The sequence below is a fragment of the Pseudoxanthomonas dokdonensis genome (assembly GCF_001431405.1).
GTDB classification, from domain to species: domain Bacteria; phylum Pseudomonadota; class Gammaproteobacteria; order Xanthomonadales; family Xanthomonadaceae; genus Pseudoxanthomonas_A; species Pseudoxanthomonas_A dokdonensis.
Map to the genome: position 1 here is coordinate 49475 of NZ_LDJL01000005.1, position 23870 is coordinate 73344.

Consider the following 23870-nt stretch of genomic DNA (forward strand, 5'->3'; position numbering starts at 1 on the left):
TGCGATGACGCTTGCCGACGGCAAGCCGGTGTTCCTGGATCAGCAGGGTCAGCACCACCCACAGAACGGCACCCTGTTCGGGTTCTGGCTGTACCTGCTCAGCGATCTGATGATCTTCGCCTGTCTGTTCGCGACCTATGCGGTGCTGGGGCGCAGCTACGCGGCCGGGCCGTCGGGCGCGGATCTGTTCGAGCTGCCGCTGATCGCGGTCAACACCGCGGTGCTGCTGCTGTCCTCGATCACCTATGGCTTTGCGATGATCGCGATGCAGAAGCGCCGCAAGCAGGCGGTGATCGGCTGGCTGCTGGCGACCGGTGTGCTCGGGCTGGCGTTCCTGTCGATCGAAATGTACGAGTTCCATCACCTGATCCATATCGGTGCCGGACCGCAGCGCAGCGCATTCCTGTCCTCGTTCTTCGCCCTGGTCGGCACCCACGGCCTGCACGTGCTGTTTGGCGTGATCTGGCTGCTGGTGCTGTGCGTGCAGGTCGGTCGCGGTGGGCTGACCCGTGCCAACATGCGCCGGGTCGCCTGCCTGTCGCTGTTCTGGCACTTCCTCGACGTGGTCTGGATTGGCGTGTTTACCTTTGTCTACCTGATGGGCGTACTGCCATGAACCATCACCAACACGATCACGACGAACACATCGACGACGGCATCCCGCATGTCTCGGCGCGCGAATACCTGACCGGCTTCGTGATGGCGGTGGTACTGACCGCCATCCCGTTCGGCCTGGTGATGACCAACGTGGTCCACGGCTCGACCGCGATTGCCGGCGTGCTGCTGCTGTTCGCCGCGGTGCAGGTAGTCGTGCACATGGTCTACTTCCTGCACATGAACACCAAGTCGGAGGGCGGCTGGAATGCGTTGGCGCTGATCTTCACCGTGGTCCTGGTGATCATCGTGCTGACCGGTTCGATGTGGGTGATGCACCACATGAATGCCAACATGATGCCGGGCATGCACGATATGCAGGACATGCTTGGCGGTGGTGCCGGCAGCACCGGCCCGGCCAGCCCGACGCCGTGACCGCGGGCGCGCCCCGGCGAGGGCGGCGCCGGGGGCTGCTGGCGCTGTTCGCCAGCGCACTGCTGCTGGCATTTGCCGGGTTCACCGCGCTGGGCGTCTGGCAGCTGCAACGGTTGGCCTGGAAACATGATCTGATCGCCCGCGTCGATGCCCGCATCCACGCGCCCGCCGTCGCTGCGCCGGCCCGGGATCGCTGGGCTGGCATCACTGCGCAAAGGGATGAATACCGTCGGGTCCACCTGTCCGGCCATTGGCTGCAACAGCCGGCCACCCGCACCCTGGCGGTCACCGAACTGGGTGGCGGCAGCTGGGAGTTGTTGCCGCTACGGACCGATGCCGGCGATTACGTACTGATCAACCGCGGCTTCGTCCCCACCGGGCAGGCTGGCGAAGCGCCACCGAGCGGCCGGGTCGAGCTGCAGGGCCTGTTGCGGATCAGCGAACCCGGCGGTGGATTCCTGCGTCGCAACCGGCCGGCCAGTGGCCGCTGGTACTCGCGCGATGTCGCCGCCATCGCCGCTGCCTACGGATTGCCGGCGGGGCAGGTGGCGCCTTACTTCGTCGATGCCGATGCCAGCGCACCGGTCTTCGACGGCCAATGGCCTCGCGCAGGCATGACCGTAGTCAGGTTCCGCGATCACCATCTGCAGTACGCGCTGACCTGGTTCGCGCTGGCGCTGCTGAGCCTGCTCGCCGGTGGCTATCTGTTAGCGTCGGAGCGGCGTTTGCGGCACCATGGCCGGCATGCACGCGGCCACCCGCCCAGATGAGCGCAATCCAGGCACCGGGCGTCAGCGCCCGGCAGTGAAACAGTCACGCGACCACAGCGGCCTGCGCAACATGCAGCAGCTGATCCAGCTGCGCTGGATTGCGGTCATCGGCCAGGTGCTGACCATCCTGATGGTCCGCTACGTGCTGGACATCCAGCTGCCACTGGCCATGATGATGGCGGTACTGGCGGCGCTCGCGGTGTTCAACCTGTTCAGCCAGCTCTGGTGCAAACGGCGCAAGCGGGTCTCGCACGTGGCGCTGCTGGTCGGGCTGCTGGTCGACGTGGCCTCGCTGAGCATCCAGCTGTACCTGAGCGGCGGCATCACCAATCCGTTCGTGTTCCTGTTCCTGCTGCAGGTGGTGCTGGGCACGGTCCTGCTGCCGTCGCCGTGGAGCTGGATCGTCGCCGCCGCCGCCGGTGCCTGTGTCACCGCGCTGGCGTTGCTGCCAACCCCGATCGAACTGGACGCGGTGCCCGGCGACGGCCTGGCCGATCATTACGTCCAGGGCCTGTTGATCTGTTTCCTGCTGGTGGCCGCGCTGCTGGTGGTGTTCATCACCCGCATCGGCCGGATCCTGCGCGAGCGCGATGCGCGGCTGGCCGAATGGCGGCAACGCGCTGCTGAAGAAGAGCACATCGTCCGCATCGGCCTGCTGGCCTCCGGCGCCGCGCACGAGCTGGGCACGCCGTTGTCGACGCTGTCGGTGATCCTCGGCGACTGGCAGCATCTGCCGACGGTCAGTTCGGAAGGCGAGCTGTACCATGACGTGGTCGAGATGCAGGCGCAGGTCGCCCGCTGCAAATCGATCGTCACCAACATCCTGCTGGCGGCCGGCGAAACCCGCGGCGAGGCACCGGTGGAAACCACCCTGCACGCGTTGCTTGATGACATCGCCGGGCAATGGCGCGCGGCGCGCAGCCCGGTCCAGTTCCGTTATCAGCGCGATTGCGACGAGAATCCGCGCATCGTCTCCGATACCGGGCTGCGGCAGATGGTGTTCAACGTGCTGGACAACGCACTGGAAGCCTCGCCGGACTGGCTGGCCATGGAGGTGGATTGCCGCGACGGGCAACTGCTGATGGATATCAGCGATGCCGGCGACGGCTTTGCCAGCGACATCCTGGAGCGGCTGGGTACGCCCTACAACTCCAGCAAGGGACGTGCCGGTGGCGGACTGGGGCTGTTCCTGTCGGTCAACGTCGCGCGTACGCTGGGTGGCAGCCTGCACGCGCGCAACCGGCCTGGCGGCGGCGCGGTGGTGACCCTGAGCCTGCCGCTGGCGGCCATCGCATTGGAGGAACCCGACGATGAGTGATGAACGCCGGCTGCTGATCATCGAAGACGATGCCGCCTTTGCCCGGACCCTGAGCCGTTCGTTCGAACGCCGCGGTTACGCGGTCCGGCACCTGCCGGGCGATGCCGGCCTGGCGGCGCTGCTGGAGGAATTCAACCCGACCCACGCGGTGGTCGACCTCAAACTCAGTGGCGATGTCTCCGGCCTGGCCTGCGTGCAACACCTGCATGATTTCGACCCGGATCTGATCATCGTGGTGCTGACCGGCTATGCCAGCATCGCCACCGCGGTCGAGGCGATCAAACTCGGCGCCCGCCATTACCTGGCCAAGCCCTCCAACACCGACGACATCGAGGCCGCGTTCAAGCGCACCGGCGGCGATGCCGAGGTCGAGCTGACCCACCGCACCACCTCGATCAAGACGCTGGAGTGGGAACACATCCACGAAGCACTGGCCGCCAGCGACTTCAATATTTCCGAAGCCGCCCGCCGGCTCGGCCTGCATCGCCGTACGCTGGCGCGCAAGCTGGAGAAGCGCCGGATCAAGTAGGCAAGCCCATGGCCACGGCCGCTGCCGCCGGCGCGTACACGTTGCGGTGGCAAACGGGCAGGGCGCCATCATCGGCTGCCGATGCGGCATATGTGCGGCAGCCACCACATCTTCACGGCAGCAGACAATGAAACAACACCTGTACCGGATCACGGTCGAGCATCTGCGTGATGCCAGCGGGCACGCCCTTGATGATGCCTCGCCGCTGGTTTTCGAAGCCCGCAACCACGATGACATCCAGCAGGTGGTCGCCAAAGTCCTTGGCAAGCAGCTGTTCGAACCGCAGACCGCCACCGCCTTCGCGGTGGGCCTGAAGTTGTTCAGTGAAGTGCTGCTGGAACATCGCAAGGACGAACTGTTCGCCGACTTGGCCCCGCATTTGGGCGCTTTCATGAAGAAGTTGAAGAGCCGTCCGTCGCCGCCCTGATCCGGTAGCGGTCAGCCCGTGGCACCGGTGACGTGGCCGGTCGAAATTTACATTGACAGCGCTCGACAACCGACTCAATCTGCGTTGCCTTCGCGACCATCTTTTTCATTGATGGTGCCGGCGGCACCCCTTTTATTGCGTTCGACCCTCATGCGCACAAGCAGCATTTCGTTCCATCACCCGATTGCATTCTGGCTCGGCTGCCTGCTGGTCGCGGCCGGGGTGCTGGCACACGTGCCGATGTTCATGATGGGTCGTTACACCCACTGGCAGATGGTCGGCATGCCGATGAGTACCGGCATGTGGATCGGCATGGCGCTGATTCCGCTGGGTCTGGCCTTGTCGATGTACGGACTGATGCCGCGCCTGCAACAGATGCGGCAGACCGCGCAGGGTGCCCGCGATGCACGCTTCTTCCATATTGCCGACGGCGTGCCGCTCAACCGCGAACACTGGACGCTGGTGGTGGTGCTGATCATCGCGTTGGCGGTCGACGTGATGAAGCCGGCCACGCTGGGTTTCGTCATGCCGGGCATGCGTTCGGAGTACGCAATTGGCCAGTCCAAGGCCAGCCTGCTGGCGCTGTTCGCGCTGACCGGCACCACCGTCGGTTCGGTGTTGTGGGGACGGCTTGGCGATTTGATTGGGCGCCGTGCGGCGATCCTGCTGTCGGCGCTGATGTTCATGGGCACTGCCATCTGTGGCGCCATGCCCACGTTCGAATGGAACCTGGCGATGTGTTTCCTGATGGGTGCCTCGGCCGGCGGGCTGCTGCCGATCGCCTTCACCTTGATGGCTGAAACCGTGCCCGCCGCGCACCGAGGCTGGTTGCTGGTGGCGCTGGGCGGTATCGGCACCTCGGTTGGCTACCTGCTGGCGTCGGGGGCGGCGGCGATCCTGGAGCCGATGTTCAGCTGGCGGGTGTTGTGGCTGCTGGGGCTGCCGACCGGTGCGCTGATCATCTTCCTCAATCGCTGGATTCCCGAATCACCGCGTTTCCTGTCCAATGCCGGGCTGGAAAACCAGGCACGCCAGGTACTGCGCCGGTTCTCCGGTGATTCCGGCCATGCCATCGAGGACGACGCCAGCGCGCCGCTCGATCAGATCGAAGTCGACGAACAGCACCCGATTGCCGGCATGCGCCAGTTGCTGCGTGGGCGCCATGCCAGCATCAGCTGGGGCCTGCTGGTCTGCGGGGTCGCATGGGGGCTGGCCAACTTCGGCTTCCTGCTGTGGTTGCCAACCAATCTGGTTGAACTGGGCGTCGACCCCAGGGCCGCCAGCGCACTGCTGGCGCGCTCGGCCATCCTGGCGCTGCCGGGCATCACAGTGGTGGTGTGGCTGTACCACTACTGGAGCAGCTTCAAGGCACTGGTGCTGTTCATTGCATTGAGCACGTTGTCGTTGCTGGCATTCGCACTGATGGGGTGGATGCAGCTGCAATCGGTGACCGCCACCGTCATCACCACCGCCGCACTGCTGGTCAGCGTCAGCGGCGTCATCGCAATGCTGATTCCGTATGCCGCTGAGATCTACCCGGTGCACCTGCGCGCCACCGGTTCGGGCGTTGTTGCCGCGGCTTCCAAGTTCGGCGGCATTCTTGGCGCCGGGCTGGCGTTGTTCGGTTTCTTCAATCATCTGGCGATGTCGGCGCTGCTGATTGCGCTGCCGATGGCGGTATCGGGGGTGATGCTGGCACGCAGCGGCATAGAAACCCGCGGCCATCGGCTGGAGGATATCCAGCGCGCGTTGTCGGGCTGAACGCTGCCTCAGCGATGGCGGGCTCACCCGGTTGACCTTCAAAGCTCTTGGGTGCGCAGCAGCCGGATCCGTGCTGCCACCGCCGCTTGATACAGGTGATGAGCGCTCGCCACCGCCAGAGCGGTGACCGCAACGACAGAGCAGGGTAACGACATGGTTGCTCGGTGCGAGTCTCTGATCGGTAGCGTCAAACAGTTCCATGCGGCGATCCTGACGATCGCACTGGCGAGTGGCATCGGCGGTGCGTTTGCATACGACAATTGCATTCTACAAGGATAGTTGTATAGTCAGCCAATGAATGATGATTCCGCCGTCTCCGCGCTGTCGGCTCTCGCTCACGGCGACCGCCTCGCCGCGTTCCGGATGCTGGTCCGGGCCGGGCCCGAAGGCATGGCCTCGGGCGAAATCGCAGAAGCACTGGCGATTCCGCCAACGCGCATGAGCTTCCATCTTGCGACCCTGGAGCGCGCGAGCCTGCTGCGCTGCTGGCGCGACGGACGGCGCGTGCTGTACGCCGCAAGCTACGAGGACATGCGCCAGCTTCTTGCGTTTCTCACCGAGGACTGCTGCTCCGGCAAGCCGGAAATCTGCGGAACCCTCTTCGACCTGGTAAATCCCTGTAGCGCGGAGACCTGTGCATGAACCCGGATCCCAGCCGCGAAACCCGCGGCGACATGTGGCAACGCGCAGCCTTCCGGCAGGCGCATGTGAACGAAATCGGACGGTTGCAAGGCCGCTCATCGTCGCGTCCCGACGCGGCCTGAGGAGATCATCATGACGCTGACGATTTATCATAACCCGGCCTGCGGCACGTCCCGTAACACGTTGCAGATGATGCGCCAGTCCGGCGAAGACCCGGAGGTCATCGAGTACCTGCAGACCCCACCGACGCGCGCGGAACTGGTCGAGCTGATCGCCGCGATGGCGATCGCGCCGCGCGAACTGCTGCGCCAGAAGGGAACCCCCTACGCGGAGCTGGGCCTGGACAATCCCGCGCTCAGCGATGAGCAACTGGTGGACGCGATGATTGCCTACCCAATCCTCATCAACCGTCCCATCGTGGTTTCCGAACGCGGCGTGGCGCTGTGCCGGCCTTCGGAGAAGGTGCTCGCGCTGCTGGACAACCCGGTGTCGTCCTTCACCAAGGAAGACGGCGAGACGGTGACGGCAGCCGGAGCGCCGAAGTGATCGATCGCATTGCCGCGGACCTGCCGGGCGTCGAACCAACGCAACTTGCCGCAATCGACGTCGACGCACTGGCTGCGCCGGGCGAGCCGAAGCATCCGCCGCGGTTGCTCATTCTGTATGGTTCGCTGCGGCAGCGTTCCTATTCCCGGCTGCTGGCAGAGGAGGCCGGCCGGCTGCTGCGCTGGTATGGCTGCGAGGTACGGATATTCGATCCGCATGACTTGCCACTTCCCGACGGAGCCGCTGCCGATCACCCGAAGGTGACCGAGCTGCGCGAACTCGCATACTGGTCGGAAGGCATGGTCTGGGTCAGCCCGGAACGCCACGGCGCCATGACCGGGATCATGAAGGCGCAGATCGACTGGATACCTCTCGCCGACGGCGCCAAGCGTCCGACACAAGGCAAGACCCTGGCTGTCATGCAGGTTTGCGGCGGTTCGCAGAGCTTCAACGCGGTCAACCAGTTGCGGGTACTCGGCCGCTGGATGCGGATGCTCACGATCCCCAACCAGTCGTCCGTGGCGAAGGCATTCCAGGAGTTCGATGAGGCCGGCCTCATGAAGCCGTCGGCGTACTACCAGCGGCTTGTCGATGTCTGCGAGGAGCTGGTCAAGTTCACCTGGCTGGTCCGTGGCCGCGCGGCCTACCTGACCGATCGCTACTCCGAGCGTGTCGAGAGTGCCCAGGAACTGTCCAAGCGCGTGAACCAGCGCTCGATCTAACCGTTGTCGGAACGCTGCATGCTTGCCCTTGCGATTTTCATCGTTACCCTGGTTTTTGTCATCTGGCAGCCGCGCGGGCTCGGCATAGGCTGGTCGGCACTCGCTGGCGCCGCAGTCGCTTTGGCTACCGGCGTGGTCGGTTGGAATGATGTCGGCACGGTGTGGGCGATTGTCTGGGATGCGACCTTCACGTTCGTCGCACTCATCATCATCTCGCTTATCCTCGATGCAGCCGGGTTCTTCGAATGGGCCGCATTGCACGTGGCCCGCTGGGGCGGCGGCAATGGTCGCAAGCTGTTTCCGCTGATCATCCTGCTGGGCGCTGCGATCGCGGCATTGTTCGCCAATGACGGCGCGGCTCTTCTGCTGACGCCGATCGTTCTGGCCATTCTGCTGCGCTTGAACTTCCCGCCCGCCGCCGCGCTGGCATTCACCATGGCCTGCGGTTTCATCGCCGATACCGCAAGCCTGCCGCTTGTCGTCTCGAATCTGGTCAACATCGTCACCGCGAACTTCTTCGATGTGTCGTTCGGACGCTACGCCGCGGTCATGGTGCCGGTGAACCTGGTCTCGGTCGCGGCAACGCTGATCGTGCTGCGGGTATGGTTCCACCGCGACATTCCCCGCAGCTACCCGGTCGATGATCTGGAACTGCCACGTGATGCGATACGCGACCCTGCGGTGTTCCGCGCCGCCCTGCCGCTTCTCGGATTGCTGCTTGTTGCTTATTTCGTTACCGGGCCGCTCGGCGTTCCCATTGCGGTGGTAACGGGTGCGGCGGCGCTGCTGCTGATGGCGATTGCCGGCCGATGGACGACCGGTGGCCGCGGCGCCACCGTGGCCGTGGGCAGGATCCTGCGCGGCGCGCCCTGGCAGATCGTGTTGTTTTCGGTCGGCATGTATCTGGTGGTCTACGGGCTCGGTAATGCATGGCTGACCGAGGTGGCAAGTGCCGGTCTTGAGTGGTTGGCAGCGCAGGGCACTTTTGTCGCCACGCTCGGTACTGGCCTGGCGGTGGCGACCCTGGCTTCGATCATGAACAACATGCCGGCAACGTTGGTGGGCGCGCTTGCCATCGACGGCGCCAGTGTTCCCGCCGCCACCCGCGAACTGATGATCTACGCCAATGTGGTGGGCAATGACCTGGGCCCGAAACTTACCCCCATCGGCTCACTTGCCACCCTCTTGTGGCTGCATGTCCTTGCCGGCAAGGGGCAGCGGATCACGTGGGGCCAGTACATGAAGGTGGGACTGATGCTGACGCCTCCGGTCCTGTTGATCACGCTCATCGCGCTCTGGATCTGGCTGCCGCTGTCGCGATGATGGTCGCAGCCGAACCGATGAGGTTGGCCACGGCCTGAACCGCGCTGCAGGCCGGCGCCGTCAGCCACATGCCTCAGCGTTGGCGCGAGGCGATCAGCGCCGCGCTGCCGACCGCGATGGCATCCTCGACCACCCCGGCGCTGGCCTGGCCAAAGTGTTCGAGCGCCCGCCTGCGCAGGTGGAACGACAGATACGCCGCGGCAATCGCGGAGCCGGCGCCAAGCAGGGCGCCGATGTGGCGAGATTGCCGCGGGGCGAGCGCGGCGCCGGCCATCGAGCCGCTGGCAGCACGCGCCAGCAGACCGGCGCTGGCGATGCGGTTGGGCGCGGCCTTCATCTTGTCTCCGAGCAACTCGCCGCCGGCCAGTGTCAACATCGCCACGCGGACAAGCTGGTGGTTGCGCAGCAAGCGCGGCGCACCGTTGTCGGCTGGCAGCCTGCCGCTGCACGCGGCCTGGCTGACCGCGGCCAGTGGCGTCAGCGCACGCATGCCGGCGACGGCACCCATCAGGATCGAATGCAGCAATGCCATGCGTTTGCTCCAGGTGGGGAAGGCCTGATCCAGGCTATACCGGCCAACGTCAACATGATGGCAAGGCCCGCTTACCGGCTTGGCGTCGGTTGTCGATCAACGCCGAATGCATGGTCGTTGCAGGAATGCCATCGGCAACGACGCTGCCGGCTATACTTGTAACGGGGTGACTAAAGGTTGCGCGGCGATTGCCGATATGGACGGCTTGAGTGCCGTCCGCCAGCCCAGGCACGGGTCTTGCATCGGGGGGAGTGATGCAGCAGCGGTGCCCATTGCAGGTTTGAATCAACGACATCGGGCGGGATGGTGCCACCCGGGCGGAGCCGTTTGTTCGCGGTCTCGCGGCTGGTGCCGGGCACGACATGACAAGTAATGCCGATGGCAGTCCGCCGCCGGCACCGGAAGGGGAAGCGGTTGGAAATGAGCAACAGGATTCTGATGGCGCTGCGGGCGCTGGCCCTGCTGACGGCGCTCGCATGCGCGTCGGTCGTACATGCCGCGCCGACGGTGCTGCACTTCAGCAGTGCGGCAGGCCTGGGGGATGGCATCGCCTCGGATGGCGATGGTGGCTCGGTCGATATCCCCGGCAGGGAAATCCAGATAGTCAACACCTTCGATACGACAGGCAACAGCATCGGCGTGATCGATTGGCGTGACAACAGCTGGTTGTACAGCAATGATCCGTCATATTCGGCGTTGACCTACGATTCCGAGAATGGCCCCAAGGGCATGGCGATCCGTTCCGCAGACGGTAGCGCCTTCAAGCTGACGTCGTTCCGCTACTACAACTGGGGCGAGACCGAGAGCACCACCATCACCATTGCCGGCTACCGCCACGGCGCACTGGTGGCAAGTACCAGCCTGGACATCTACGACCCCAATTTCGTGCCACGGACGATTCCACTGGGGACCGCGTTCCAGAATGTGGACCGGGTGGTTCTCTACATCTCGGCCGGTGGCTGGTTGCACGACCAGAGCAGCAGTGCGCATTCGATCAACGATATCTTCATCGATGATGCGGTGTCGCCGCTGCCGCCGCGGGTCAGTGACGGCTTCATCGGCATTTCCGGCGCCACCGGCACCGGCGGCAGTTACCGGATCGGCGACACGGTGACTGCGACCTGGGACAACAGTACATCGGCCGACAACATTGGCCTGGACAACAACGTCAGCGGCGTTACCGTTGACTTCAGCCAGTTCGGCGGTGGCACGGCCGTGGCCGCCTCCAACGCGGGGGGCATATGGACGGCCCGATACACACTGACGGCCGGCAGCATCGATGCGATCGGTCGCAATGTCGCGGTCACCGCGTACAACGCCAACGGCCCTACCACCGTGGCCGACACCAGCAATGTGGCGGTCGACAACATCGCGCCGGTAGTGAGCGATGCGAGGATCAGTATTTCCGGGGGCAGCGGCACCGGCGGCGGATACCGGATTGGCGACACCGTGACCGCGACCTGGAACAACACGGCCAGTGGCGACAGCAACAACGACGTGATCGCAGCGGTCAACGTCGACTTCAGCCAGTTCGGTGGCGCTGCCGCTGTCGCAGCCAGCAACAGCGGTGGCGTGTGGACGGCGACTTACACGCTGGCGCCGGGCAGCATCGAAGCTTCCAATCGCAATATCAGCGTGGCTGCCAGTGACAACGCCGGCAACACCACCACCGTGGCCGACACCAGCAATGCGGTGGTCGATCTTCGGCTGCCTTCGGTGCTGGCGATAACACCATCCGGCTCGGCGAGCGCTGCCGATACCACGCTGACCTACAACGCCAACTTCAGCGAACCGGTCTCCCATCTTTCGGTCGATGATTTTTCCCTGACGGCCACCGGCACTGCCTCGGCGTCGATCAGCGGCATCACCATCACCGGTGGCAGCACCGCGGACATCACCGTCAGCGGCGTCAACGGGCAGGGTAGTCTGAGGCTCAACCTCAACAGCGGCAGCGATGTCACTGACATCGCAGGCAACGGTCCGCCAGCGGCATTCGGCAGCGGTGGCGTACACCTGGTCAATGTGCCGACCGCGCCAGGTGCACCGCAGATCGGCAGCGCGACCGCTGGCAACGGGCAAGCGCAAGTGTCCTTCACCGCGCCGGCCAATGATGGTGGCTCCGCCGTGACCGTTTACACAGTGACCTCCAGTCCTGGCGGGATTGCCGCGCAGGGCAGTGCCTCGCCGATCAGCGTGAGCGGACTGAGCAATGGCATCGCATACACCTTCAGCGTGACTGCCAGCAATGCGGTCGGCACCAGCGCGGCATCGGCGGCATCGAATCCGGTCACCCCGAAGGCCAGCCAGGTGCTGACCTTCGACAATCCGGGTACCCAGCTTTTCGGTAGCACGCCAGCATTGGTCGCAAGCTCGGACGCGGGCCTACCGGTTTCCTTCACCTCCTCGACCACAACGGTCTGCACCACGACCAGTGGCGGGGTGCTGACACTGGTCAGTGCGGGCAGTTGTACGATCGTGGCCTCGCAGCCAGGTGATGCGGCGAGACTGCCGGCCAGCGACGTGCAGCAGACCTTCGCCGTGGCCGCGGTAGTGCCGGGGGCTCCGGTGATTGGTACCGCGACTGCAGGCGACGGCCAGGCCACGCTGACCTTCAGCGCACCGGCCTCCAATGGCGGGGCCGGCATCACCGGCTATACCGTGACCTCCAATCCCGCTGGTGGCGTCGCCAGCAGTGCCGGTTCGCCGATTACCGTGCCCGGCCTGGACAACGGCATGGCTTATACCTTTACAGTGACCGCGACCAACAGTGCCGGCACTGGCGCGGCCTCACTGGCGAGCAACACGGTGACGCCCGCCGCGGCACAGACCATCACCTTCAATAATCCCGGTGCGCAGAACTTTGGCACCACGCCGACGCTGACCGCCAGTACCGACTCCGGATTGACGGTATCGTTCTCTTCGGCCACTACCGGCGTCTGCACCATCACCAGTGGTGGCGCGCTGACCCTGGTTGCCGCCGGCAACTGCACCATCCATGCCGATCAGGCCGGTGACAACGGCTATTTGCCAGCCACCCGGGTCAGCCGGACGTTCAGCGTCAATCCGGTGCAGCCCGGGGCACCGGGTTCGGTGGTTGCCACGGCCGGCGATGCCCAGGTGGCCGTCGCGTTCAGCGTGCCCAGCGACAACGGTGGCAGCGCCATCACCGGTTACACGGTCACGGTCAGCCCCGCCGACGTCGCTCCGGTAAATGGCTCGAGTTCGCCGATCATCGTCAGCGGACTGAGCAACGGCCAGGCCTACAGTTTCAGCGTGACCGCCAGCAATGTCGCCGGCACCGGTCCGGCTTCCACTGCATCCAACACCGTCACCCCGGCATCCGGCCAGACCATCACCTTCGACAATCCCGGCCCGCAGGATTTCGGCAGCACGCCGAGCCTGGTTGCCAGCAGCGATTCGGGTTTGCCAGTGGTCTTCAGCACCACCACGCCTGCAGTGTGCAGCGTCAGCAGTGCCGGCGTGCTGGAGACGCTGGGCGTTGGCAGCTGCACGGTCAACGCCGACCAGCCCGGCGACGCTCATGTCCGGCCGGCGATCCAGATCAGCCGTTCATTCGCAATCAATGCAGTAGTGCCGGGCGCTCCGGTTATCGGCAGCACCCGCGTGGTGGGTGCCGGTTCGATTGAAGTCAGCTTCAACGCACCAGCGTTCGGCGGCGGGGCGCCGATCACCGATTACACGGTTAGCTCCAGTCCGGGTGGCATCAGTGTCAGCGGCGATGGCAGCCCGCTGACGGTGACCGGCCTGGACGCAGGCACCGACTACCGCTTCAGCGTGGTCGCCAGCAACAGCGCCGGTTCCGGCAGTGCGTCTGCGTGGTCGGCTCCAATGTCGCCGGCTCCGCAGTTACTGGCCAACGACAGCGCCATCTCGGTGGCTTATGGATCAGCCGCGGTGCCGGTCAGCCTGGACATCACCGGTACCGCGAGCGCGGTGACCGTGACCAGCGCACCAAGCCATGGCAGCACCACCATCAGCGGCACCAGTATCAGCTACCAGCCCGCCGCCGGTTATGCCGGTAGCGACAGTTTCAGCTACACCGCCAGTGACGCATACACCACCACCGCACCGGCGACCGTGTCGGTCACGGTGCAAGCAGCCACGCTGACGCTGGATGCGACCGCACCGCCGGCAACCCTGGCTGGCAGTGATTATCGCCATCAGTTCGTCGTCGACGGAGGCAGCGGTCACTACACCTTCGCGCTGGCCGCAGGCGCGTTGCCCAATGGCCTGAAACTCGCCGACACCGGGCTGCTGTCCGGCACCCCGACCGTGGATGGCAGTTTCGCGTTCACCGTCAAAGCCACCGACAGCAGTACCGGCATCGGCCCGTTCAGCGTGCAACAGGCGTACACGCTGACGGTGGCGGCGCCCGAAATCACACTCGACCTGTCCCTGCCGGAGCTGCATTCGGGTGATAACACCGAACAGGTACTCACCGCCAGCGGTGGCAGCGCGCCGTATGCTTTCGCGATAGTCGCCGGCACGCTGCCGCGTGGCCTGTCGTTGGAGGTCAATGGCAGGTTGTCTGGCAGCGCCAGTGAAGCCGGCCGCCACCAGCTGACCATTGAAGTCAAGGACGCCAATGGCTTCAGCGCGCAACAAGTGCTGGTGCTGGTGATCGAGCGCGCCAGCCAGGTGATCAGCGGTTTCATCGCCAATCCGTCGGCGCCGGTCTATGCGGCCGATGCCAGCTTCGAGGTCAGCGCCCAAGGTGGCGGATCAGGCAGTTCAATCGTGTTTGCCAGCCTCACGCCTGCAGTGTGCAGTGTCAGTGGCAGTAGCGTCGCGATGCGCGCCGCTGGCCGTTGCAGTCTGGTCGCCGATCAGGCCGGTGATGCGAATTTCGAACCGGCCGCGCAGGCAAGACTTGATGTCGACATCGCAGCCGCGACCCCCGAGCTGCGCTGGCCTGCCCAGCTGTCCAAGCTGCTGGGCCAGCCGGCATTCGAACTTGATGAGCCGGAAAGCAACAGTCCGGGCAGCTTCAGCTTCAGCAGCAGTGATCCGGACGTGGCCAGCGTCGAGGGCCGGACCGTCACTCTGGCCGGTGCCGGTACTACCGTCATCACCGCGACCCAGGCCGCCGCGGGTAACTTCACCGCCGCCAGCATCGAATTGCAGTTGACCGTTGTCGAGCGTCCGGACCCGACGCGTGACCCGGGCGTGACGGGCTTGCTGCAGGCACAGGTCGATGCCAGCGTGCGCTTTGCCACGACCCAGCAATCCAACATCCGCGATCGCCTGCGCCAGGTGCGTGGCGGCAGCAATGCCACTTCCAGCAACCTGACCCTGGCGTATGCCGGTGGCGATCAAGCGCAGGGCGTTTCGATGCCGGTGGGGCAGGCCGCCAACACGCTGTGGCCTGCGTTGCCGCAGGGCTGGGGCGGATGGCTGTCAGGTACCGCCAGCTTTGGCGGCAGTGGCCGTGGCAACAGCTATGACTTCGATACCGACGGCATTACCCTGGGCTTTGACCGCATCGTCGGTGACAGCCTGCTGTTCGGTATCGCAGGCAGCCTGGCCAGCAACAACAGCCAGCTGGATGGCAACAACGCCTCGCGGATGCAGGCCGAGCAACGTTCGATTGCGTTGTACGGCCTGTGGCGTGCAGGGGACCACCTGTTTGTCGATGCGGTCTCCGGTGCCGGCCAACTGGACTTCGATCTGCGGCGTTGGAGCGATGATGCCGAAGCACTGGGGCGGGCCAACCGCGACGGTGACCAGTGGTTCGCCTCGGTGTCCATGGGTTACGAGTTGCGCGGCCCGCGGTTGAGCCTCACCGGTTACGGACGGCTGGATACCAGTCGTACCACCCTGGACGGCTACCGCGAGCGGGGTCTTGATCTGTACGACCTCGCATACCGCGAACAGACCGTGGAGAACAGCACGGCCGCTCTCGGTATTGAAGGCAGCTGGTTGTCTGGGCAGCAGGGCCGGATGCGCCCGTTCTGGAGCGTCGAATACCGTCAAGCCTTGCAGGACCGCGGCACCGCTGCCATCAACTATGTCGTGGCGCCACGCAGCGGTGACTACCTGCTACGCATGTCCAGCTATAACGACGATGCACTGTCGCTGTCCGCCGGCATCGACATGGAACTGCATCGCGGCTGGGTGCTGTCGCTGCTGCTGGGACATGAGCAGGCACGCCATTCCAGTGAGGCCAACAGCGTCGGTCTGCGTCTGAGCTACGGCGGGCAGGCCGCACCGGTCAGCACGGCCGGGCAGGGCAACAGTGCTTCGGCGGAACCGGGATCCGGCGAGGATTGCCGCGGCGGCGCCTGCCGGCGACAGTCGCGCGGCCACTGACCTGTCAACGCAAAAGCCCGGCCACGCGCCGGGCTTTTTTTTCCGGCACCATGCGAAGGCCGCCGCTGGGCGACCGTTGCCGGCAAGCAGCCATGCCTGGCGATCCTCGTCATGCCGATGATTGTCGATTGCCACCTCTCGCCAGCGTCTACTCTTCATTCCCACCACCGCAACCGACAGGATGAGCGATGAAATACCTGGGCCTGGCTTACTTCACCCCGGAAAAGTTCGCAGCGATGAGCGCCGATGAGGTCAGTGCACTGGTCAGCCAATGTCCGGCGCTGGATGAAAAGATGAATGCCACCGGCAAGCTGCTGGTGTCGGCGTCACTGGGCGATCTGGAACGCTGGAAGACCCTGCGACCGACTGGCGGCAAGCCCCGGATCACCGATGGCCCGTACACAGAGACCAAGGAGGTCATCGGTGGGCTTTTCATCATCGAGGCCGACAACGAAGACGAAGCCCTGCGCATAGCCGCCATGCATCCGGCGGCGATGATCGGTGAAGAGGCCGGCTGGACTGTCGAACTGGTACCGCTGGATTTCTATCTCGGCGATTGAGCAGCGATGGCAGGGGGCATGTCCGAGCGGGGGCAGGGTGTCGTATCTCTTGAGGCAGTAGCGACGGATCACGCCAAAAGTGAAATTCCCGTTGACATCATTCGCCATTCTTCACGCTCCATCCACATCCTGTAATGACAGCTGAAACTGAATTGTGACTACGGCGAAAAGGCCGCTATATTCAGATGCCCCTGACCAAGGAGAACGTCCCATGCTGCTGACCAGACAACATCTGACAATGACCCGCATGCTTGCCGTGGCCATCGCCGCCGCAGGCCTGAGTTCCTGTGCCACCTATGACGACGAGTTCGCGACCATCAACACGCGTCTCGATCGGCTCGACACGCAAGTGCAGGGCGCGGCGCAGAGCGCCGAATCCGCCAACCAGTCCGCCCAGCAGGCAAACCAGCGTCTGGATCAGATTGAAGGCCGCGTGCAGCAGCTGGAAGGATCCCCTGGTCGCCAGCCACGTGGGTAACCGCCGCTGAGCATGTACTGAGAAATCTTCGGCTGAAGGACCGGTGGCCGATGCCGGCCACTGGGTTCCTTTGAGATGCCGTCTCGTTCCAAGGAGCTTTCCCATCCGTACGCTTCTGTTCCCTGCCATGCGAACCTGCCGTGCCAAGCTGGCCATGGCATTGATGCTGAGCGTCGGCGTGGCCCACGCCGGCAATGCTGTGGCGCAATCGCCCACCTCCATCGACGAGTTGCCGCCAGACCAGAAAGTGTCCGAAACCGTGATTGAGCTGGCAGGCTGGGTCGTCGCCAGCAACGACAGCGAAGGTTACCCCTTCGCCGTCATCGACAAGACCGCCGCGCAAGTGCTGGTGTTTGGCGGCGACGGTCGGCTTCGCGGTGCGGCACCGGCACTTCTGGGTTCTGCCATCGGCGACCATTCCGCCCCCGGCGTCGCTGGCCTTGCGCTTCGCGAGATTCCGGGCCGCGACCGAACGACGCCTGCGGGTCGCTACGTGGGCGGTTATGGTCCCTCCATCGACGCGGGGCGGGTGCTATGGGTGGATTACGACTCGGCAGTCTCCATCCATCCGACAGCAACCGGCGTGCCATCCGAGAAGCGCCCCGAACGCCTTGCATCGCCTTCGCCGGATGACAACCGCATCACCCACGGCTGCATCAACGTGTCGCCCACGTTCTATGAGCAGGTCGTCAGTTCCGCGTTCAAGCGCGGCGGGGTGTTTTACATCCTTCCGGAGAAGGCGTCGATAGCAGATACCTTTCCGGAATTCGCCGGATCTCACACTACCTCGCATAGCAGCAGCGCGCAGGATACACGCCACGCCAGCCAGTGAAGGGCCCGGTTGAATGAGCGGTCGACATGCAAGCGCTGGGCGGACGTAACAACTGACCCGCGCGTTGCGCGGGCCGGCCCCAAGGCCATGACATCGAGCATTCAAGTAGACTGACTGCCAGCAAATGCCTGGCCGCCTGGCCATAACAGCTTTGCAGCAGGCAGCCAGCGATGAAGTGCGTTTGCCTGCGTCTTACTGCTTGCTGTCAGCGTCCAAAGCGGGGTAATCGATATAGCCTTCGGCACCACCGCCATACAAGGTGGCCGGGTTGAGCTCGGCCAGCGGCGCGCCGGTCTGCAGGCGTTCGACCAGATCCGGATTGGCGATGAAGGGACGGCCAAACGCAACCAGATCGGTTTTGCCTTCGGCAAGCCGGGCATTGGCCAGTGGCAGGTCATAGCCATTGTTGGCGATGTAGGTGCGGCTGAAACGGCGGCGCAGGCCATCGAAGTCGAACGGCGCGACATCGCGTGGACCACCGGTGGCGCCTTCGACTACGTGCAGGTAGACGATGCCGAGCGCGTCCAGCTGTTCAACGATATGGTCGTACTGCGGCTGCGGATCGCTGCAGGTGATGCCATTGGCTGGGGATACCGGCGAGATGCGTACACCGGTACGGTCGGCGCCGATTTCAGCCGCCACCGCCGCGGTCGCCTCCAGCAGCAGCCGTGCACGGTTTTCGATCGAACCGCCGTAAGCGTCGCTGCGCTGGTTGGCGCCATCCTTGATGAACTGTTCCAGCAGATAGCCGTTGGCGCCATGCAGTTCGACGCCATCGAAGCCGGCGGCGATGGCGTTGGCGGCGGCCTGCCGGAAGTCATCGACAATGCCCGGCAGCTCTTCGATACCCAGGGCACGCGGCTCGGACACATCAACAAATGCATTGTTGACGAAGGTCTTGGTCTGCGCGCGAATCGCCGATGGCGCTACCGGCGCGGCGCCGCCAAGCAGATCGACATGGGAGATGCGGCCGACATGCCACAGCTGGGCAAAGATGCGGCCGCCGCGCTGGTGGACGGCATCGGTGACCTGGCGCCAGCCGTCGATCTGCTGCTGGGTGTAGATACCGGGGGTGTCCTGGTAGCCCTGGGCCTGTGCCGAGACCTGGGTTGCTTCGCTGATGATCAGCCCGGCCGAAGCGCGCTGCGCGTAGTAGGTAGGGGCGAGTTCGCTGGGGACCAGGCCGGCACCGGCGCGATTGCGCGTCAACGGCGCCATGACAATACGGTTGGCCAGGGTTAACGGGCCGAGCGAATAGGGCTGGAAAAGCGTGGCGTCGGTCATGTCATCTCCGGGGGGAAGTGGGGAAGGGAAGCGGCGAGCAGCAGCGGGCAGGAACTAGTGCATGCTTCCGCGTTTGCGCAATGATGATGACCGTCATCATTGATGTCAATGGTTTGATTATGACCATAATCAAAAGTGCTATAGTCGCGGTTCCGCACAGCCAGCACACCGACAACCGCCATGAAGGTCAGCAAGGCCCAGGCGCAGGCCAATCGCGCCCATATCGTCGAGACCGCCGCCACACTGTTCAAGCAACGAGGTTACGACGGTGTCGGCGTCGCTGAACTGATGGCCGCCGCCGGCTTCACCCATGGCGGTTTCTACAAGCACTTCGGTTGCAAGAGCGACTTGATGGCCGAAGCCGCGACCTGCGGCCTGACCGCTTCCAACCACGCCAGCCGCGATCGCGATCCGCTCGACTTGCTCGGCGACTACCTGTCGCGAGCCCACCGCGACAACCCTGGCGGCGGCTGCACCATGGCCGCCCTCTGCGCCGATGCCGCCAGACAGCCGGATTCGGTCAAGGCCGCATTCGCGGCAGGCATCGAACACCGCCTGTCTGCACCGGCGGGCGCGGCCCAGGCATCTGCCAAGCCAGCCAACCGGCAAACGCGCGCCCAGCGCATCGCCCTGATGGCCCAGGCCATCGGCGCACTGGTCATGTCCCGATCCTGCCCCGACGACTCCGCGCTGGCGGACGAGATCCTGGAGGCCTGCCGGGTGGAAGTTCTGCGGCGGGTAACGGATAAAAAGCGAGGATAAGCCAGACCTGGCCCGGCGCACTTGGCGAAACGCTACCTGGCCCGGATCTGGTGGCTTCTGGTCCGGGGCACCCGTTTTTGTTCGTCATCCCGGCGCAAGCCGGAAACCAGCCTTTGCCCGAAGCGCATAGTCAGTCTGCCGGTCTGCGCCGGTCCGCATAGGCGAGCTTCGCATCATCAAAACCAGCGCTCATCGCTTCCGTGCGGTCTCGCTGATCCTCCTCACCGAGAGCAACCAGTTGCTTCGCGATTGATTCCAACGCGATGGTGTCGCTTGCACGAGGCGAAGTTTCATCCAGCTCTTCTGCTGAACTCGCATCGAGTATCAGCATTCCTGAACCCAGGACCATGACGCCAACAAGCAAGTCAGTGGCTGCGAACCGATGTTGATCGTCATCCCGGCGCAAGCCGGGATCCAGCCTTTGTTCGAAGCGGGGAAGAGAAAGGTGGGCGACCGGACATTCGACAGTTTAAAGCCCGGCTTGACTGGTCATCCGGCCATTGAACGCCGCAGGGATGACGGCACGCCCACGGAAATCCAGGAAAAAAGCGACTTGCCGTCAACCAACCTGAGTTCGGAATGGTAAACAGGGCGTGCCACTGCCGCACGGGAGCCAGAGGCTACAATAGCCGGCGGAAGCCATCCCGCGCCTCCAGCAAGCAGAAACGCCGTAGCCCCGCAATACCCCATGACCGAAGCCACCACCAGCCGGACGCTCACCGAGCCTGTCCGCGACAGCATCCGCAGCGCTTATGTCGAACTGCAGGCCAATACGCCTGGCTTTGCCGTGCGTCGTGCACAGACGCAGATGATCGCGGTCGCCTCGCGGGCGTTGGGACGGTCGGACGGGGTGGCATTGATTGAAGCCGGCACCGGGGTCGGCAAGAGCCTGGGCTATCTGACCGCCGGTGTGCCGGTGGCGCTGCAATCCGGGCGCAAGCTGGTGCTCAGCACCGGCACCGTCGCGCTGCAGTCACAGCTTTATGATCGCGATCTGCCGGCGTATCTGAAAGCCACTGGCACCCAGGCAACGGTGGCGCTGCTCAAGGGCAGGGCGCGCTACTTCTGCCCGCAGAAGGCCTCCGGTGCGAGCGGCGGCAGCGAGCAGGATGCGCTGTTCGACGAACTGGGGCCGCTGTATGACGCGCCGCTGTCGAATACCGACGCCCAGGTCGTCAATGAACTGGCTGCCCGGTTCGAGCTCGAACAGTGGGCCGGCGACCTCGACAACCCGCCGATCCCGGTGCCGGCTTCGGTCCGCCCGCACGTCACCACCAACGCCAGTGGCTGCCTGGGCCGGCGCTGCCCGTTCGTTGCTTCGTGCCCGGCACTGAAGGCGCGCAAGCTGGCCCAGGAAGCGCAGATCGTGGTCGTCAACCACGCGCTGCTGCTGTCGGCGCTGGAACTGGCGCAGGTGTCCGAAGAGCCGTTGCTGGGCGACCCGAAGAAAATGCTGGTGGTGCTGGATGAAGGCCACCATCTGCCTTCGATCGCCATTGAAACCGGTGCCGCCACGGTTGCGCTGTCGTCAACGATCCGCAAGCTGGTCAAGCTGCCGCCGCTGATGGCCAAGGTCTACGGCGCACTGCAAGCCGAAAAGCTGGCCAGTACCGAGGCCAGCGAGTTCGTCGAATGCGTGAGCGAGTACGGCCGCCAGCTGAAACTGCTGAAGGCGGAAATCAACCACGCCTGGGCACCTGATCCGGATGAGCACGAACCGATGTGGCGTGCGCCGCACGGAGAGCTGCCGCCGGGCTGGGTCGCGCATTGCGAGCAGTTGGCCGAGGCGGCACGGACCATCCTCAAGGTGCTGGAAGCGGCCGCTGGCAAGTTGCAGGGCTCGAACAAGGTCAGCGATGCCGAGCGCGGCGGTCTGGTGACCACGGTGGCGCTGTTTGCCGAATCGATCAGTGAGCAGGCGCTGTTGTGGAATACCTGGGCCAGGGCCGATGCCGCCGGCGCGGCACCACATGCGCGCTGGATCACGCAGAGCCGGGATGGCAACGACATCCTTTGCCATTGCTCGCCTTCAAGCGCCGCCCAGACCCTGCGCAGCATCCTCTGGGGCAAGGTCGATTCAGTGGTGGTCACATCGGCCACCATCTCCGCCGGCGGCAACTTCGACGGTATCGCCAGCGAGATGGGCGTACCCCGGGATGCCGAGATGGTCAGCCTGCCATCACCGTTTGATCTGCCCAACCAGGCCCGGCTGGTGGTCCCACGCATGCAGTCGACGCCACAGCAGCGCGACGCGCACACCGATGAAGTGGTCCGATACCTGGAACAGCACCTGGACCTGGACGCCGGGTCGCTGGTGTTGTTCACCTCCAAGGCCAAGCTCAAGGCGGTGTTCGACCAGTTGCCGGCGCGGATAACCGCCAAGGTGTTGCTGCAGGGCAAGGAACCGGTGCAGCAGCTAGTCAAGCGGCACGTCGAACGCATCGACAAGGGCGAGGGATCGATCATCCTGGGCCTGCAGAGCGTGGGCGAGGGGCTGGATCTGGCCGGCAAGTACTGCACCAGTGTCATCATCACCCAGCTGCCATTTCCGGTGCCGACCGATCCAATCGTCGCCACGCTCAGCGAATGGTACGAGGCGCGCCAGCTCAACAGTTTCGCGATGCTGTCGGTACCCCACGCGATCCGGGTGCTGACCCAGTTCGCCGGTCGCTTGATCCGCACGACCACCGACACCGGTTCCATCCATCTGCTCGATTCACGGCTGCTGTCGAAAAGCTACGGCAAGCGCATCCTCGGGGCGCTGCCGCCGTTCGGGCGCAGCATCGGCTAGGGCCGTCGGTCCGCGATCCGGGCCGAGCCGCGGCATTCAGCGCGCCGGCGGCACCGAAATACCGGCATCGGTCTGCAACACCGGCTTGATGCTGCCGTCTTCGTTGTAGCGCAGATATTCGACCGTTACCGCACGCCTGCCGGTGGCACCGTTCTGGTCGCCGATGGTCAGGGCCGCATTGTGCAGGAACAGATACCAGTTGCCCTTGAACTGGGCGATGCCGGGATGGATGGTGAAGCTGTATTTGCCGGACCCGGTCAGCTCACCGCGGTAAGTCCAGGGGCCCTGGATCGACGGCGCGGTGGCATAGGACACTTTTTCATCGCGGTGGCGGGAGCGATCCAGCGACGCGTATGTCAGGTAATACAGCGGCCCACGCTTGTGCAGCCATGGGCCTTCTTCGAAGTGCGGCGGGGTGATTTCCGTGATCGGACCGTCGAGCTCGATCATGTTGGGCTTGAGCCTGGCGATGTAGCACTGGCGGTTGCCCCAGGCGATCCAGGTGCTGCCGTCATCGTCGGTGAACACCGTGGGATCAATGTCTTCCCAGCTGTGGGTGCCCTTGGGAGTCATCTCGTTGGTGATCAGCGCCGCCCCCTTGGCGTCGACGAACGGACCGCTGGGACTGTCCGATACCGCGACGCCGATGGCCTTGCCCGGGTGTGTCTGGTCATGCTCGACGGCGGCATAGAACCGGAACCTGCCATCTTTCTCGATTGCCTGCGCCGCCCAGGCGTCGGCCTTCGCCCATTTGAAGTCGGACACCCTCATGATTGGGCCGTGGTACTGCCATGTCGTCATGTCGGCGGTGGAATAGACCAGCCATTCGCGCATGTTGAACATTTCGTCGCGCTGGGCTTCGTCGTGGCCAACGTACAGATACAGCCGGTCACCGACGACCAGCGGCGCCGGATCGGCGGTGAACCGGTCATGGAACAGCGGATTACCCGTTGCCGTGATGACCGACGATGCCTGGCCGAGCGCCGGCCGCGGCAACAGCAGAACCAGGCTCAGCGCCAGCAGCACGCACCACGGGTGGCGGTTTGCCATGTTGCACTCCGGTGTCGATCGGACGGGTCGGGGCAGGATAGTCCAAGCGGGGCGACGACGCAGCGCTGCGGTGCCTCCCCGGCAAAGCACAGGCCGGCGTGCCGGTTGGCAGCGAAGCAGGCGGACGGACGCTGGAGCCTTTGCTGGCTGATCGCCATCTGGTCCGTTTGCATGTCTGGCGGTT

General features: G+C 64.7%; 22 protein-coding genes. 18 read left to right on the top strand and 4 right to left on the bottom strand.

Going from position 1 to position 23870, the window contains the following annotated elements; translation table 11 throughout:
* Nucleotides 1–4 precede the first annotated feature (4 nt).
* The 11 genes from cyoC to ABB29_RS05420 all read left to right on the top strand — a co-directional run bounded on the left by cyoC (nt 5) and on the right by ABB29_RS05420 (nt 9067).
* The gene (gene cyoC, locus ABB29_RS05370) at nt 5–616 is read left to right on the top strand and encodes a cytochrome o ubiquinol oxidase subunit III (protein WP_057657590.1); all 612 of its coding nucleotides are present in this window, start codon (nt 5–7) and stop codon (nt 614–616) included.
* Nucleotides 613–1029, top strand: coding sequence for a cytochrome o ubiquinol oxidase subunit IV (gene cyoD, locus ABB29_RS05375; RefSeq protein WP_057657591.1), 417 nt, complete (start codon nt 613–615; stop codon nt 1027–1029). Before cyoC ends, cyoD begins: the two co-directional genes overlap by 4 nt.
* Nucleotides 1026–1799: an SURF1 family protein gene (locus ABB29_RS05380; protein ID WP_057657592.1), complete on the top strand. Its 774-nt coding sequence runs from the start codon at nt 1026–1028 to the stop codon at nt 1797–1799. Before cyoD ends, ABB29_RS05380 begins: the two co-directional genes overlap by 4 nt.
* Nucleotides 1800–1833: 34 nt before the next feature.
* Nucleotides 1834–3117, top strand: a complete 1284-nt coding sequence (locus ABB29_RS05385) for an ATP-binding protein (protein WP_057657775.1) — start codon at nt 1834–1836, stop codon at nt 3115–3117.
* On the top strand, nt 3110–3646 hold the full coding sequence (locus ABB29_RS05390; protein WP_057657593.1) for a response regulator transcription factor: 537 nt from the start codon (nt 3110–3112) through the stop codon (nt 3644–3646). The genes ABB29_RS05385 and ABB29_RS05390 overlap by 8 nt, the downstream gene beginning before the upstream one ends.
* Before the next feature lie 127 nt (nt 3647–3773).
* A complete protein-coding gene (locus tag ABB29_RS05395) occupies nt 3774–4073 on the top strand; it encodes a DUF3861 domain-containing protein (protein WP_057657594.1) in 300 nt (99 codons plus the stop codon).
* A gap of 150 nt (nt 4074–4223) precedes the next feature.
* Nucleotides 4224–5834 (top strand): MFS transporter, encoded by a 1611-nt coding sequence (locus ABB29_RS05400; protein ID WP_057657595.1) that lies wholly within the window; start codon nt 4224–4226, stop codon nt 5832–5834.
* A 294-nt stretch (nt 5835–6128) separates the two neighbouring features.
* Nucleotides 6129–6476 (top strand): ArsR/SmtB family transcription factor, encoded by a 348-nt coding sequence (locus ABB29_RS05405; protein WP_057657596.1) that lies wholly within the window; start codon nt 6129–6131, stop codon nt 6474–6476.
* Nucleotides 6477–6608: 132 nt separating this feature from the next.
* Complete coding sequence (gene arsC, locus ABB29_RS05410; protein ID WP_083487515.1) at nt 6609–7022, top strand: arsenate reductase (glutaredoxin); 414 nt, start codon at nt 6609–6611, stop codon at nt 7020–7022.
* Nucleotides 7019–7744 carry an arsenical resistance protein ArsH gene (arsH, locus tag ABB29_RS05415; RefSeq protein ID WP_057657598.1) on the top strand — a complete coding sequence of 242 codons (726 nt, stop codon included), beginning with the start codon at nt 7019–7021 and terminating at the stop codon, nt 7742–7744. Before arsC ends, arsH begins: the two co-directional genes overlap by 4 nt.
* A gap of 18 nt (nt 7745–7762) precedes the next feature.
* Entirely contained in the window at nt 7763–9067 is a 1305-nt protein-coding gene (locus ABB29_RS05420) for an arsenic transporter (protein ID WP_057657776.1), read from the top strand.
* A gap of 73 nt (nt 9068–9140) precedes the next feature.
* On the opposite strand, the gene ABB29_RS05425 is transcribed toward ABB29_RS05420, so the two are convergent.
* A complete protein-coding gene (locus ABB29_RS05425; RefSeq protein WP_057657599.1) occupies nt 9141–9599 on the bottom strand; it encodes a DUF4126 family protein in 459 nt (152 codons plus the stop codon).
* A 420-nt stretch (nt 9600–10019) separates the two neighbouring features.
* Between ABB29_RS05425 and ABB29_RS05430 the strand changes: the two genes are divergently transcribed.
* The 4 genes from ABB29_RS05430 to ABB29_RS05445 all read left to right on the top strand — a co-directional run bounded on the left by ABB29_RS05430 (nt 10020) and on the right by ABB29_RS05445 (nt 17799).
* Nucleotides 10020–15929, top strand: a complete 5910-nt coding sequence (locus tag ABB29_RS05430) for a fibronectin type III domain-containing protein (protein WP_057657600.1) — start codon at nt 10020–10022, stop codon at nt 15927–15929.
* Between the two features lie 188 nt (nt 15930–16117).
* Nucleotides 16118–16489: a YciI family protein gene (locus tag ABB29_RS05435; RefSeq protein WP_057657601.1), complete on the top strand. Its 372-nt coding sequence runs from the start codon at nt 16118–16120 to the stop codon at nt 16487–16489.
* Between the two features lie 211 nt (nt 16490–16700).
* The gene (locus ABB29_RS05440) at nt 16701–16967 is read left to right on the top strand and encodes a hypothetical protein (RefSeq protein ID WP_057657602.1); all 267 of its coding nucleotides are present in this window, start codon (nt 16701–16703) and stop codon (nt 16965–16967) included.
* A 154-nt stretch (nt 16968–17121) separates the two neighbouring features.
* Nucleotides 17122–17799, top strand: coding sequence for a hypothetical protein (locus ABB29_RS05445; protein ID WP_157062513.1), 678 nt, complete (start codon nt 17122–17124; stop codon nt 17797–17799).
* Nucleotides 17800–17991: 192 nt separating this feature from the next.
* On the opposite strand, the gene ABB29_RS05450 is transcribed toward ABB29_RS05445, so the two are convergent.
* The gene (locus ABB29_RS05450; RefSeq protein WP_057657603.1) at nt 17992–19083 is read right to left on the bottom strand and encodes an alkene reductase; all 1092 of its coding nucleotides are present in this window, start codon (nt 19081–19083) and stop codon (nt 17992–17994) included.
* Between the two features lie 180 nt (nt 19084–19263).
* Here ABB29_RS05450 and ABB29_RS05455 point away from each other — a divergent pair, with 180 nt between their 5' ends.
* Entirely contained in the window at nt 19264–19845 is a 582-nt protein-coding gene (locus ABB29_RS05455; RefSeq protein WP_057657604.1) for a TetR/AcrR family transcriptional regulator, read from the top strand.
* A gap of 130 nt (nt 19846–19975) precedes the next feature.
* Here ABB29_RS05455 and ABB29_RS05460 read toward each other — a convergent pair whose 3' ends face one another.
* Nucleotides 19976–20176 carry a hypothetical protein gene (locus tag ABB29_RS05460; protein ID WP_157062514.1) on the bottom strand — a complete coding sequence of 67 codons (201 nt, stop codon included), beginning with the start codon at nt 20174–20176 and terminating at the stop codon, nt 19976–19978.
* A 51-nt stretch (nt 20177–20227) separates the two neighbouring features.
* On the opposite strand from ABB29_RS05460, the gene ABB29_RS05465 reads away from it, so the two are divergent.
* Both ABB29_RS05465 and dinG read left to right on the top strand, forming a co-directional pair.
* A complete protein-coding gene (locus ABB29_RS05465) occupies nt 20228–20431 on the top strand; it encodes a hypothetical protein (protein WP_057657606.1) in 204 nt (67 codons plus the stop codon).
* A gap of 102 nt (nt 20432–20533) precedes the next feature.
* Nucleotides 20534–22636: an ATP-dependent DNA helicase DinG gene (gene dinG, locus ABB29_RS05470; RefSeq protein WP_057657607.1), complete on the top strand. Its 2103-nt coding sequence runs from the start codon at nt 20534–20536 to the stop codon at nt 22634–22636.
* A gap of 36 nt (nt 22637–22672) precedes the next feature.
* On the opposite strand, the gene ABB29_RS05475 is transcribed toward dinG, so the two are convergent.
* Complete coding sequence (locus ABB29_RS05475) at nt 22673–23686, bottom strand: family 43 glycosylhydrolase (protein WP_057657608.1); 1014 nt, start codon at nt 23684–23686, stop codon at nt 22673–22675.
* Nucleotides 23687–23870 lie beyond the last annotated feature (184 nt).

Excerpts from the sequence above, each read along its gene's own strand:
- cyoC (WP_057657590.1), top strand. The coding sequence starts at position 5 with ATGACGCTTGCCGACGGCAAGCCGGTGTTCCTGGATCAGCAGGGTCAG.
- cyoD (WP_057657591.1), top strand. The coding sequence starts at position 613 with ATGAACCATCACCAACACGATCACGACGAACACATCGACGACGGCATC.
- ABB29_RS05390 (WP_057657593.1), top strand. The coding sequence starts at position 3,110 with ATGAGTGATGAACGCCGGCTGCTGATCATCGAAGACGATGCCGCCTTT.
- ABB29_RS05395 (WP_057657594.1), top strand. The coding sequence starts at position 3,774 with ATGAAACAACACCTGTACCGGATCACGGTCGAGCATCTGCGTGATGCC.
- ABB29_RS05400 (WP_057657595.1), top strand. The coding sequence starts at position 4,224 with ATGCGCACAAGCAGCATTTCGTTCCATCACCCGATTGCATTCTGGCTC.
- ABB29_RS05405 (WP_057657596.1), top strand. The coding sequence starts at position 6,129 with ATGAATGATGATTCCGCCGTCTCCGCGCTGTCGGCTCTCGCTCACGGC.
- arsC (WP_083487515.1), top strand. The coding sequence starts at position 6,609 with ATGACGCTGACGATTTATCATAACCCGGCCTGCGGCACGTCCCGTAAC.
- ABB29_RS05420 (WP_057657776.1), top strand. The coding sequence starts at position 7,763 with ATGCTTGCCCTTGCGATTTTCATCGTTACCCTGGTTTTTGTCATCTGG.
- ABB29_RS05425 (WP_057657599.1), bottom strand. The coding sequence starts at position 9,599 with ATGGCATTGCTGCATTCGATCCTGATGGGTGCCGTCGCCGGCATGCGT.
- ABB29_RS05430 (WP_057657600.1), top strand. The coding sequence starts at position 10,020 with ATGAGCAACAGGATTCTGATGGCGCTGCGGGCGCTGGCCCTGCTGACG.
- ABB29_RS05435 (WP_057657601.1), top strand. The coding sequence starts at position 16,118 with ATGAAATACCTGGGCCTGGCTTACTTCACCCCGGAAAAGTTCGCAGCG.
- ABB29_RS05440 (WP_057657602.1), top strand. The coding sequence starts at position 16,701 with ATGCTGCTGACCAGACAACATCTGACAATGACCCGCATGCTTGCCGTG.
- ABB29_RS05445 (WP_157062513.1), top strand. The coding sequence starts at position 17,122 with ATGGCATTGATGCTGAGCGTCGGCGTGGCCCACGCCGGCAATGCTGTG.
- ABB29_RS05450 (WP_057657603.1), bottom strand. The coding sequence starts at position 19,083 with ATGACCGACGCCACGCTTTTCCAGCCCTATTCGCTCGGCCCGTTAACC.
- ABB29_RS05455 (WP_057657604.1), top strand. The coding sequence starts at position 19,264 with ATGAAGGTCAGCAAGGCCCAGGCGCAGGCCAATCGCGCCCATATCGTC.
- ABB29_RS05460 (WP_157062514.1), bottom strand. The coding sequence starts at position 20,176 with ATGCTGATACTCGATGCGAGTTCAGCAGAAGAGCTGGATGAAACTTCG.
- ABB29_RS05465 (WP_057657606.1), top strand. The coding sequence starts at position 20,228 with ATGTTGATCGTCATCCCGGCGCAAGCCGGGATCCAGCCTTTGTTCGAA.
- dinG (WP_057657607.1), top strand. The coding sequence starts at position 20,534 with ATGACCGAAGCCACCACCAGCCGGACGCTCACCGAGCCTGTCCGCGAC.
- ABB29_RS05475 (WP_057657608.1), bottom strand. The coding sequence starts at position 23,686 with ATGGCAAACCGCCACCCGTGGTGCGTGCTGCTGGCGCTGAGCCTGGTT.